This window comes from Bacillus sp. REN3 (genome assembly GCF_017912555.1).
Classification (GTDB): domain Bacteria; phylum Bacillota; class Bacilli; order Bacillales; family Cytobacillaceae; genus Mesobacillus.
In genome coordinates, this window is record NZ_JAERSD010000025.1 from 1 (window position 1) to 11,071 (window position 11,071).

At 44.3% G+C, this 11,071-nt stretch carries 12 protein-coding genes and 1 rRNA gene; 3 read left to right on the plus strand and 10 right to left on the minus strand.

Annotated features, from left to right (window positions below; translation table 11 throughout):
• A 16S ribosomal RNA gene (locus JJQ88_RS17575) occupies window positions 1–361 on the minus strand; the annotation flags it as partial.
• Between the two features lie 315 nt (window positions 362–676).
• Window positions 677–1,552 carry a nucleotidyltransferase-like protein gene (locus tag JJQ88_RS17580; RefSeq protein WP_210367345.1) on the minus strand — a complete coding sequence of 292 codons (876 nt, stop codon included), beginning with the start codon at window positions 1,550–1,552 and terminating at the stop codon, window positions 677–679.
• 154 nt (window positions 1,553–1,706) lie between these two features.
• Between JJQ88_RS17580 and JJQ88_RS17585 the strand changes: the two genes are divergently transcribed.
• On the plus strand, window positions 1,707–2,057 hold the full coding sequence (locus JJQ88_RS17585; RefSeq protein WP_210367346.1) for a YgzB family protein: 351 nt from the start codon (window positions 1,707–1,709) through the stop codon (window positions 2,055–2,057).
• Between the two features lie 36 nt (window positions 2,058–2,093).
• Here JJQ88_RS17585 and perR read toward each other — a convergent pair whose 3' ends face one another.
• The 8 genes from perR to JJQ88_RS17625 form a co-directional block, all read right to left on the minus strand.
• Complete coding sequence (gene perR / locus JJQ88_RS17590) at window positions 2,094–2,537, minus strand: peroxide-responsive transcriptional repressor PerR (protein ID WP_246861265.1); 444 nt, start codon at window positions 2,535–2,537, stop codon at window positions 2,094–2,096.
• 120 nt (window positions 2,538–2,657) lie between these two features.
• A complete protein-coding gene (locus tag JJQ88_RS17595) occupies window positions 2,658–3,209 on the minus strand; it encodes a cob(I)yrinic acid a,c-diamide adenosyltransferase (protein WP_210367348.1) in 552 nt (183 codons plus the stop codon).
• A gap of 1 nt (window position 3,210) precedes the next feature.
• Window positions 3,211–4,155: a D-2-hydroxyacid dehydrogenase gene (locus tag JJQ88_RS17600; protein WP_210367349.1), complete on the minus strand. Its 945-nt coding sequence runs from the start codon at window positions 4,153–4,155 to the stop codon at window positions 3,211–3,213.
• A gap of 778 nt (window positions 4,156–4,933) precedes the next feature.
• Window positions 4,934–5,401 (minus strand): thioredoxin-dependent thiol peroxidase, encoded by a 468-nt coding sequence (gene bcp / locus JJQ88_RS17605; protein ID WP_210367350.1) that lies wholly within the window; start codon window positions 5,399–5,401, stop codon window positions 4,934–4,936.
• A 100-nt stretch (window positions 5,402–5,501) separates the two neighbouring features.
• Complete coding sequence (locus JJQ88_RS17610) at window positions 5,502–5,915, minus strand: potassium channel family protein (RefSeq protein WP_210367351.1); 414 nt, start codon at window positions 5,913–5,915, stop codon at window positions 5,502–5,504.
• 178 nt (window positions 5,916–6,093) lie between these two features.
• Window positions 6,094–6,879, minus strand: a complete 786-nt coding sequence (locus JJQ88_RS17615) for an ABC transporter permease (RefSeq protein ID WP_210367352.1) — start codon at window positions 6,877–6,879, stop codon at window positions 6,094–6,096.
• Window positions 6,880–6,882: 3 nt separating this feature from the next.
• Window positions 6,883–7,674, minus strand: a complete 792-nt coding sequence (locus tag JJQ88_RS17620) for an ABC transporter permease (RefSeq protein WP_210367353.1) — start codon at window positions 7,672–7,674, stop codon at window positions 6,883–6,885.
• A gap of 2 nt (window positions 7,675–7,676) precedes the next feature.
• Window positions 7,677–8,681: an ABC transporter ATP-binding protein gene (locus JJQ88_RS17625; protein ID WP_210367354.1), complete on the minus strand. Its 1,005-nt coding sequence runs from the start codon at window positions 8,679–8,681 to the stop codon at window positions 7,677–7,679.
• 127 nt (window positions 8,682–8,808) lie between these two features.
• Here JJQ88_RS17625 and JJQ88_RS17630 point away from each other — a divergent pair, with 127 nt between their 5' ends.
• Both JJQ88_RS17630 and JJQ88_RS17635 read left to right on the plus strand, forming a co-directional pair.
• Complete coding sequence (locus tag JJQ88_RS17630) at window positions 8,809–9,552, plus strand: YqjF family protein (protein ID WP_210367355.1); 744 nt, start codon at window positions 8,809–8,811, stop codon at window positions 9,550–9,552.
• Window positions 9,553–9,664: 112 nt separating this feature from the next.
• Entirely contained in the window at window positions 9,665–10,960 is a 1,296-nt protein-coding gene (locus JJQ88_RS17635) for a glutamate-1-semialdehyde 2,1-aminomutase (RefSeq protein ID WP_210367356.1), read from the plus strand.
• Window positions 10,961–11,071 lie beyond the last annotated feature (111 nt).

Here is an 11,071-nt window from a genome sequence, read left to right on the forward strand (position 1 = left end):
GCTGCCTCCCGTAGGAGTCTGGGCCGTGTCTCAGTCCCAGTGTGGCCGATCACCCTCTCAGGTCGGCTACGCATCGTTGCCTTGGTGAGCCATTACCTCACCAACTAGCTAATGCGCCGCGGGCCCATCTGTAAGTGACAGCCGAAACCGTCTTTCAGCTCTCCCTCATGCGAGGGAAAGGGTTATCCGGTATTAGCCCCGGTTTCCCGGAGTTATCCCAGTCTTACAGGCAGGTTGCCCACGTGTTACTCACCCGTCCGCCGCTGACTTCAGGGAGCAAGCTCCCTTCTGTCCGCTCGACTTGCATGTATTAGGCACGCCGCCAGCGTTCGTCCTGAGCCAGGATCAAACTCTCCAAGAAAGAGTATGAGTTAGCTCATAATAAAAAAACGTTGGCTCATGATCTTCATAAAGAAGCCATGATGATTATTGTTTGTTGACGCTTGTTTGTTTAGTTTTCAAAGAGCAATTTTCACTATGTCGCCCGGAAGCGACCTTATTAATATACCAGCCTGTGTCCTTTATGTCAATATCTTTTTTAATTTAAAACATGATATCGCATATAACACATAATCAAGTATGACCGTCTGCCACGAAAGTGTTTTTATGGCGTTTCGCAGCGACGGTTATTAATATACCAAGTATTATTTCAAAGGTCAATAACTTTTTTGTTTTTTTAGGATAACTTTTCAGGAATCCGATAGAAACGATGATGAATACCTTGACCTTTAGTTTCGGCTTCTACTGCTTCAAGGATTTTTTTATCAATTAGGTATTCAATTAGGATCCCAAGATCAACCGAGTAAGGAGTCAGCTCCGGATGCATCAGCATGTCATTGAAGGACCAAGATTCTTTTGACTGCAGTACCTCCATCAGATGCTGGATTCCTGCTTTTGTACTTTTATGGATTAGGAATTCACTTGCGAGGAACAAAAGTTCAAGCCTTTTTTCCAATGTTTCTTCACTACAGACAAGTTCTTCGTATAACTTATAAATCTCAGGCTCGATTTGCTTTACTTGATGCCAGACAGTCACCTCTGGATGAAAGCCGTTTTCGATGACCGCCAGTCTTGCTAAATGATGGAGCGAATGCACTACATGATTGTAGGCATCAAGATAGTGATAATGATCAAAAAAGGCTTTTCCGTCAATATACCTTCTGATCAACTTTGCAAATTCAATTCCCATTTTGATTTTCCGTCCAAGGAATGGAAACTCTTTCAGTTCATGTTTTAAATTAGCTATGTAATCATTCCGGTCAAAAATGATTTTCCCATTATAGATCCAATCGAAGATCTTCTTGTTATTACCCAATAACAACCAGTCATGAATTTGCTTTTCCGTTACGATATGCATGGCAGCTTTTTTATCATTATAGGTGTAGTGTTTTACGAACACCGGATCATTGTTTTCCTTTACGATGATAAGCAAAATTGCGTCGAATGTATCAGTTGTCGGAATGGCGTTTTGCCTTTTCTCGACTATGATGACCCCTACAGTACTCGGATGGCTTGCGCGCTCTTGATATATAGAACGAAGGATATCCTCCATCTCAAAACTCCCCCATTAGTTTGTTAGCATATATGTTCGACAATTATATAAAATCTCCTGCAAATACTCTAGACATTTTTCGACACCTTTGGCGGTATTTTATGTTTTATTCTCCCCTAAATAGTATGATATAGTTGTTTTTTAGGGAGGGAAATTGATGGCTAAATATTCAAGTAAAATAAATAAAATTCGCACCTTCGCCTTAAGCCTGATCTTTATCGGCTTTATCGTCATGTACGCTGGGATCTTCTTTCGCAACTCCCCCGTTGTCATGACAATCTTCATGATCCTGGGCCTTTTGTTCATCATCGCCAGCACGGTCGTTTATTTTTGGATCGGCATGTTGTCGACAAAAACTGTCCAGGTTGTGTGCCCGAATTGCGGGAAACAGACCAAGATGCTTGGCAGGGTGGATATGTGTATGTATTGCAATGAACCGTTAACCCTCGACTCTGATCTTGAGGGAAAGGTCTTTGATGAAAAATATAACAGGAAACAAAAATAAACTCGGCATGATAGCCGAGTTTTTTTGTAGCAACATTTAATGTACCTCTTTTACTGAGCATTCCGGACATGTTCCATAAATCTCCATTCTGTGGTTGCCGACCTTGAAACCTGTAACATGTGAAGCAAGATGTTCTACTTCATCAAGACCAGGGTAATGGAAATCGACGATCTTGCCGCACTTATCACAGATTACGTGATAATGATGGGTCGTCACATAGTCAAAACGACTTGAGGCATCACCAAAGGTCAGTTCCTTGACTAATCCAACTTCACGGAATACTCTCAGATTGTTATAAACTGTCGCAACACTCATATTCGGGAACTTTCCTTCAAGCGCTTTATATATCTCGTCGGCAGTCGGATGCGACATTGAGTTTATCAAATATTCGAGTATCGCATGACGTTGCGGAGTAATACGGACTCCTGTATCCTTCAGGGTATCAAGGGCTTGTTTTAACTGATTCTGTACCACCGCCATGCACCTCACTTTTCCTTAGATATCATTCTTATTTTATAATGTTTATAAATAGTGTACTAATTCGATGACACTTTTGTCAATATTACTACCTCGCAAACATTTACATTTATTTCAATGAAGTTACTCTTGATGCAAGGTTTGCTCCTTAGATCCAAGATGCATATTCACATATCTAGCAGCGACAAACAAAAAGTCCGAAAGACGATTCAGGTAAGACAGTACGAGCGGATTCACTTCTTCCCCCAGACAGACCGCGATCCGTTCCGATCTTCTCACAATTGTCCTTGCAACATGAAACGCCGCACCCGCCTGATGCCCCCCCGGAAGGATGAAGTTGGTTAACTGAGGAAGAGAAGCATCCCACTCATCGATGGTTTTTTCCAATTCTTCAATGTCCGCTTGTTTGAGCGTCCATTTCACTTCTTTCCCTGCAGGTGTTGCAAGTTCTGCCCCAGCATGGAATAGCACAGTCTGGATTTTATGGAAGATGGATTGAAGTCCTTCCTTTCCCGGAAAGTATTCACCTTGCAAATAACTCAATGCGAGTCCGATCATAGAATTTGCTTCATCACATGTGCCATAAGCTTCTACCCGGGTATCGCTTTTACTGACTCGTGAACCATAGATAAGGGAGGTTGTTCCTTTATCACCTGTTTTCGTATAGATCTTCATTTCAGTACCCCCTGTCTAGGTTTATCACATTTAGATAGTCATTGCCTTTGTTCATATATGTATGCAGATTATGGTTGAAAATTTCGAACGACCTTGGCAAATAGTTTTTTGTCAAACTTGAAATATGAGGTGTTACCGTCACATTGTCCATTGTCCAAAATGGATGTCCTTCAGGAAGCGGCTCGCTAGAAAAAACATCTAAATATGCATGTGCGATTTTCTTTTCTTTAAGGACTTTCAGCAGGATATCCTCCCGCACCAAATCACCGCGTCCAATATTGATAAAAACACAGGTATCCTTCATTGCATCGAAATGGGGTGAATCAAGGAAATGCTTCGTCTCTTTCGTGCTAGGCAATACCGAGACGATAAAATCCGCTTCTGGGAGCGCTAGTCCGAAATTTTCCATCGTACAGATTTCGTCCGCCCAATCCGCCATGTTGCCACTTCGGTTTACTCCAATTGTTTTCATATTGAATGCTTTTGCTAGCCTGGCGACCTCTCCGCCAATTGCCCCTATACCTAGGATAAGCAAAGTTTTACCGTATAATTCTCCCATCGGCAACTTCCGCTCCCATAGCTGCTGTTTTTCATTTTCCCATATCGTTTTCATCTGCTTCACATGCTGGAGCATCAGGCCGATTGTGAATTCCGCCATCGGGATTTTATGGATGCCCCTTGCGTTTGTTACTAAAATTCCCCGCGTTTTGCAGGCTTCAAACGGCATTTTCTCCAACCCGGCCGACATCACCATGATCCACTTCAGCTTATCGGTCTTGAAAATTAATTCATCTGTTAAATCTTCACCATATGTAATGAAAACTTCCGCATCCAAAAACAACTCTTCCTTGATGCCTTTATGGAATTCGAATCGGACTTCAGGAAAGGCTTTCTTTACTTCTTCCCGAATTGATTCAGATGGTAATAACGAAGAATAGATGTTCACAATCTCAACTCCTCAAAATTGATTTATCCATTTAATTGTATTAATTTTCATTTTTTTAAACAACTTCTAAGACTATCCAGAAAACCAAACCTCTGACTTGCAAAGGCTAAAAAGGTGATATCTAGGTACACTTCTTCATGCTGCTTCGTTTCTTCATAAAAAAATTTTTAAGATCAACGTTGATTTGGAATACCAGTCGGTTTGGAACAGAAGGCTCTCCCCCAGAAAGCGAAGTGCCTGGAGTTGAAAACAACATTCAAATTTAACAAAGCTTTATATAAAAAAGGCGGACCATTTTGGCCCGCAAATAAAGTTTGAGGAGGTATGCCCTAATACAATAATATTCAGCTTGAAGGAAAAGGAATGGACAAAAGCCTGCTTTCCTTAAAATAGGCGAAGACCCCGGAAAGACAAAAGGGAAACAATCCGAGGCAAATCGTGCCCAAACGGGTTCTCGGTAAAGCACAATGGGAAAAATTGAAGGCCTATCGTGAGGTTGAAACAGATGCAGTTGGTTTCCTCTGGATTAAAATAGTTCGCTTCTCTCTTTTTAAGATCGGCCGCCAAGCGAAGTACGGTAAAAATCTCTGTCTATCATCTTGATGTTGTACCCTTCAAAACCACGCTCTATAAAAACGGGAATGGCAATTTCCTTATTCCTGATTGACATTTCAATGCCGTATTCATGACTGACGGTTCCAATGATTAATATTCCTAATGCAATTGGAATACTGGCTGAACTAGCAGGAAGGCAGCCCTGTATAGGCTGCCTTCCTGATTATCGATTTTCCTTTATAAATTGGAGTGCTTCTTCGACATGTCCTTTGACCTTGACTTTCCGCCATTCCTTGGCGAGTTTGCCTTCCTTGTCAATGATGAAGGTAGATCGTTCGATACCCATGTATTCTTTGCCGAAGTTTTTCTTCAGCTTCCAGACTCCATATTTTTCAGCTACTTCGTGGTCTTCATCTGCGAGCAGCAGGAAGGGCAATCCATGCTTCTCGATGAATTTTTCATGCCTGTTGACCGGATCAGGACTGACACCAAGGATCACAGCGTCCAGTCCTTCAAAGCTCTCATGATGGTCCCTGAAGTCACAAGCTTCAGTCGTGCAGCCGGGGGTCATATCCTTAGGGTAAAAATAAAGGACGACATTTTTCCCAAGAAAGTCTGATAACTTGACTGTTTTGCCATTGCTTGCCGGCAATTCGAATTGCGGTGCGTTTTCGCCAATAACCAATGCCATCTTAATCCCTCCAAAAAATTCTTCGCTACCAATAGCCTATCTAATTTTGGCTGGGAATACAAATTCGAGGCGGCCAATCCGTTAAATTGGCCGCCTGGATTTAAATGCTATTTTTCTCCCTTTCAAATACCACCCTGGTAACAAAGGCCGCAGGAATGGTATAACCGATCAACGCTTCTAAAACCGCGATGATTCGGCCGATACCGACTGGTGCGATGTCGCCATATCCAACGGAAAACAAAGTGACAGCACTGAAATAGACACTGGTTGCCATTCTTTCATATGAAGTAGTGAGCTCCCTGAATCCGCCGCCAGAGAGGACAGCAATCCCCCTGTGCTCGAGCAAGTAATACAGCAGACCGAATCCAGCCATCACGGTTGCATAGGTCAATGCCAGCGTCAGGAAATTCTCGAACGAAAGCTGCTTGCCTTTAATTTTGTTGGGGATGAACAGTGTTCTTAAACTTAATGTCATCGCGGTTACAATCAGAAAAATCGACAGATAAAATTGCATGGCACAGCCCCGCTTCCCAGTCTCTCTTTCCAACTATACGCTCGTTTGAACGCCAGTATGCAAGCAAGTCCTGTTTATTCCCTCAATTAAAACCGGTAGATGGACACAATTGCCGGAAACGTCCTCACCTCATCTATAGCCCGCTGCATTAAGGGTTTTACGCTACATCCCAGGTAAACTAGTTCCCTGCTCCCCTGTAGCGCTTTACACCTTCATTCCAGAGGAAAACTGACAGGCTGAAAAAAGCAATCCCGATAACCGGCGTCAAAAAGGAGTAGCCATACCACTCGTCCCGCCCTAGGAAATAGGCGGCAGGATAGACGCCCACAAAAGCAAAAGGAAGGATCCAGGTTAACACAAACCGGATGGCTTTATTGTAAATATCGACCGGATACCGTCCATAGTTCCCGATGTTGTACATCATCGGCATGATCGACGTCCTTGCATCCGCCCAGAAACTTATACAAGCAATCATTACAAAGATTCCCGCATACACTAGAACGCCTCCAATGACGAGCATGATAAAGAGAAAAGGATCATACCAATGGAACACAAGGTCCAGACGGCTGCCTGAATAAAGCATGACAGCAATTCCTGTAACTGCACCGAAAAGAGATTCCAGTTCCATCCTTTCAAGGATAACCTGGAACAGGCTATGAATCGGCCTTGTCAAAATCCTGTCCAGCTCTCCTTTTACAATATAGCGTTCATTGAAATCCCATATATTAAAAAAAGAAGAAAAGATCGCATACGGTACAAGGAAAAAGCCATAGATGAAAATAATTTCATCCTTGTTCCAGCCATTAAGGAAATCTGTATGGTCAAATACAACAAGGATAAATATAAGATTAACCGCTTGGAATAACAAATCCGAAAAAAGTTCGACGAACAGATCGGCACGGTATTCAAGTCTTGTTTTCATGTATTGGGCGACATACCGAAAAAACATCGTAACGTAAAACATGTGTCACCCTCCTTGTATAATGAGCTGTTTTTTTGCTATCACCCAGAGGATTTGAATCGGGATGAGCAGGATCACTACCCAGGCAGCCTGTAACAGGATGGCTTCAAACGCTTGATTTCCATTAAAACCATTTGTGAAAATCATGCTCGGAATGTAACTGATCCCCTGGAAAGGCAAAAACTTCATGATTTCTTGTGCCCATCCAGGGAAAAAGCTGATCGGCAGAAGCAGGCCGGAGAATAGATCGATTATGACCCGCTTGGCTCTAATCAGCCCCGTATTATTATATAGGAAGAAAGTCGTAATCCCGGTCAGCAGGTTCAATTGTGTGTTGATGAAAAAACTCAGCAGGATCGAAACAGCAAACAGGATCCATGTCGTAAGGTCTGCCGAGAATTCAAGCGGGAAGATCAGCGCGACAATCAACATCCCGGGCATTGAGAAGAAGAACAGCCGAAAAATCCCTTCGCCAAGACCCTGCATGGTCTTCATGCCCAGATAGCTGTATGGCCTGATCAGCTCCACAGCAACTTTGCCTTCCTTAATCTCCATCGCCATCTCCCGGTCAATATTATTAAAGTAAAAAGCCCGGGCCATCCAGGCCACCGCGATGTAGGTTGTCATCTGGATGACTGAAAGTCCTTGAATCTCATCTTTTCCGCCGTAAATAGCATTCCAGAGGAAATAATAAGCTCCAATATTGATGCTGTAGATCAAGATTCCGGTGTAATAATTCGTCCTGTATGCAAGCATCATTAAAAAGCGGATGCGGATCATTTCAATGTATTTATCCATTTCTATGCCATTCCTTTTTCATAGATGTTGCGGATGATTTCCTCAGTAGATGGTTCATTGATCTTTACATCTTTTATTCTATAGGCAGAGACCGTCCTTGCAATCAACTGTGATACCGCTTCTTCATTGTCACTTATAACTACGGTGAACACCTGGTCTTTCTCATCAAGCTGCCACTTCGCGTCCAAATCGCTTGTCAATGCTTCAAGCCGGCTGATATCCGCTTTTTCGATGAATTCAAAACTGATCTCCTGTCCATCTCCCCACTTCTCTTTCAGGCTTTTCAAAGCACCATCATAGATAATCGATCCTTCATCAAGCATGATCACTCGTTCGCAAAGAGCTTCGATATCAGAAAGATCATGGGTCGTGAGCAAGATAGTGGTATTGTATTTTTCATTGATTTCTTTAAGGAAATCCCTGATTCTGAGCTTCACTAGCACATCCAGCCCAATCGTCGGCTCGTCCAGGAACAGCAGAGGCGGGTTATGGATCAGGGCTGCTGCAAGCTCGCACCTCATCCTTTGGCCAAGAGAAAGCTTCCTTACCGGCTTGTCCAGCAGCGGACCGATTTCAAGCGTTTTGATGACATGGTCCATATGCTCGTTATAATCGGCATCAGATACCTTATACACCTTTTTCAGCAGCCGGAACGATTCCTGGACCGCAATATCCCACCAGAGCTGTGATCGTTGGCCGAAGACGACTCCGATTGTCTGGACAAACTTTTCTCGCTCCTTATGGGGATTCATTCCATTTACGGTGATTTGTCCAGATGTAGGAGTCAGGATCCCTGTAAGCATTTTGATGGTTGTCGATTTCCCAGCCCCGTTTTCCCCTATATAGCCGACCATTTCACCTTGCTGGACATTGAAGCTGATTTCATTCACAGCAGGAATGATGGTATAATTCCGCGTGAAAAGATCGCGGAAAGCCCCTGACAGCCCCGACCTGCTTGAATAAGCCTTAAATTCTTTCCTCAGCCCCTTCACTTCTATAGCGTCCATTTCATTTCCTCCTTTATCCCTAACAAAACAGTTTAGCTAATCATATGGAGTAAAACAAATGCTAAGCCCTGGAAAGATTAGCACACACCCTTTTAGGGTAATTTAATCGCAAAAAGGGATGAATTCAATGAGGAAAGAATTACTAGTACAAAGCCATCGTACCTTTCCGATGCCGGTTGATCCATGGATCATGACCCAGGAGTGGCATCATACACTGTTCGCCCACTGGCCGCTGCCCGCAGGAATGCTGAGGGACAACGTACCGCCAGAACTGGAAATCGATACTTATGATGGGGATGCTTGGATAGGCATTGTCCCCTTCCAGGTGAAGAATACGCGCGGCCGATTTATCCCCCCCATCCCTTTTTTCAGCCATTATATTGAAGTGAATGCAAGAACGTACGTTACTTATAAGGGGAACCCTGGCGTCTATTTCTTTTCCCTGGATGCCAATCAGCTGACGGTGGTTTTTGGTGCGAAACTGTTCTTTGGACTTCCTTATAAACAAGCCAATATCCGCTTCCGGCTGGATGACACTGTAAAATTGGATTCCATCCGGCTTCCGGTATCGGATGCCTCCGCAAAACTCCATGTCAGCTACCGGCCGGAAAATGATGTGTTCTTCGCGGAACCTGGAACGCTGGAGCACTGGTTCACTGAACGGTATTGCCTCTGGACAAAACGGGGAAATGGGCTGTACAGGGCCGATATTCACCATACCAAGTGGGAGCTTCAGCGGGCGTCAGCAGAAATCATGCACGAAAACCTGGTTCCGATGGTTGGCCAAAATCCGCTGCAATCACAGCCGCTCCTGCATTACAATGCATTCAAAAAGGCTTTTTTTTGGCCGCTTAAACAGGAAAATGATTGACCTGGCCTCAAACTTTTTCAGTTGGGGCTTTGTTTTTTGACTAGTAAAACAATCCGTTAAAGATTAAATTTAATGATAGAATAGAAAAGCAGCTTATATAGGAGGTTATACGATGCAAATAACAAATTCAGAACGTATACATAGCGAAGCACTTGAACATATCGTCGGTGGTGTCAACAGTCCTTCGCGTTCTTACAAAGCCGTAGGGGGAGGCGCTCCGGTCGTGATGGAGCGGGGCCAGGGAGCTTACTTCTGGGATGTCGATGGCAATCAATATATCGATTATCTGGCCGCATACGGGCCGATCATTACCGGCCATGCCCACCCCCATATAACCGAAGCAATCAAAAAGGCGGCGGAAACAGGAGTGCTATATGGAACTCCTACCCCACATGAAGTCACGTTCGCAAAGATGCTGAAGGAAGCGATGCCTGCGCTGGATAAGGTCCGTTTTGTGAATTCTGGCACAGAGGCAGTGATGACGACCATCCGTGTTGCCCGTGCCTATACCGGCCGGGATAAAATCATCAAATTCGCCGGATGTTACCACGGCCACTCCGACCTTGTCCTTGTCGCAGCGGGCTCTGGGCCCTCCACACTCGGAACCCCAGACTCCGCCGGTGTTCCAAAAAGCATAGCCCAGGAAGTGATCACGGTTCCTTTTAATGAAATCGGCCCTTTCAAAGATGCACTTGAAAAATGGGGCAGCCAAATCGCAGCAGTACTCGTTGAGCCAATCGTCGGCAACTTCGGGATTGTCGAGCCAAAGCCTGGTTTCCTCGAACAGGTCAAGGAACTTACCCATCAGGCGGGGGCATTGGTGATTTTTGATGAAGTCATTACCGCTTTCCGCTTCATGTACGGAGGTGCACAGGATCTTCTTGGCGTGACGCCGGATCTTACTGCAATGGGCAAAATCATAGGAGGCGGGTTGCCGATTGGCGCATATGGGGGCAGAGAAGAAATCATGGAAAAAGTCGCCCCGCTTGGACCTGCATACCAGGCCGGCACAATGGCTGGAAACCCAGCTTCCATCCAGGCCGGCATTGCCTGCCTGGAAGTTCTCAAACAGGATGGTGTATATGAGTACCTTGACCAGCTTGGCGCTATGCTTGAAGAAGGAATATCAGCTTCAGCAGGCAAGCATGGAATTCCTATAACCATCAACCGTTTAAAGGGTGCTCTTACAATCTATTTCACAGATGAAAAGATTGAGAACTACGAACAGGCTGAAAACACGGATGGAGAAATGTTCGCCCGCTTTTTCAAGCTGATGCTGAAGCAGGGCATCAACCTGGCACCGTCTAAATACGAAGCGTGGTTCATAACGATTGCCCATACAAAGGAAGACATCGAGGCAACACTCCACGCCGTCGACCAGGTTTTTTATACAATGGGAAACGAATAAATATGCAATCCTCTATACACAACAGGAGTCGTAAAGGCTCCTGTTCTTTTTTTAGCTGTCAATGAAAACGTTTACAATCAAAGGTTTATAACTTATCCATCTCAATCCTCT

Coding starts and splice junctions, on each gene's coding strand:
- JJQ88_RS17580 (WP_210367345.1), bottom strand. CDS start 1,552: ATGGAGGATATCCTTCGTTCTATATATCAAGAGCGCGCAAGCCATCCG.
- perR (WP_246861265.1), bottom strand. CDS start 2,537: ATGGCGGTGGTACAGAATCAGTTAAAACAAGCCCTTGATACCCTGAAG.
- JJQ88_RS17595 (WP_210367348.1), bottom strand. CDS start 3,209: ATGAAGATCTATACGAAAACAGGTGATAAAGGAACAACCTCCCTTATC.
- bcp (WP_210367350.1), bottom strand. CDS start 5,401: ATGGCATTGGTTATTGGCGAAAACGCACCGCAATTCGAATTGCCGGCA.
- JJQ88_RS17610 (WP_210367351.1), bottom strand. CDS start 5,915: ATGCAATTTTATCTGTCGATTTTTCTGATTGTAACCGCGATGACATTA.
- JJQ88_RS17615 (WP_210367352.1), bottom strand. CDS start 6,879: ATGTTTTACGTTACGATGTTTTTTCGGTATGTCGCCCAATACATGAAA.
- JJQ88_RS17620 (WP_210367353.1), bottom strand. CDS start 7,674: ATGGATAAATACATTGAAATGATCCGCATCCGCTTTTTAATGATGCTT.
- JJQ88_RS17625 (WP_210367354.1), bottom strand. CDS start 8,681: ATGGACGCTATAGAAGTGAAGGGGCTGAGGAAAGAATTTAAGGCTTAT.
- JJQ88_RS17630 (WP_210367355.1), top strand. CDS start 8,809: ATGAGGAAAGAATTACTAGTACAAAGCCATCGTACCTTTCCGATGCCG.
- JJQ88_RS17635 (WP_210367356.1), top strand. CDS start 9,665: ATGCAAATAACAAATTCAGAACGTATACATAGCGAAGCACTTGAACAT.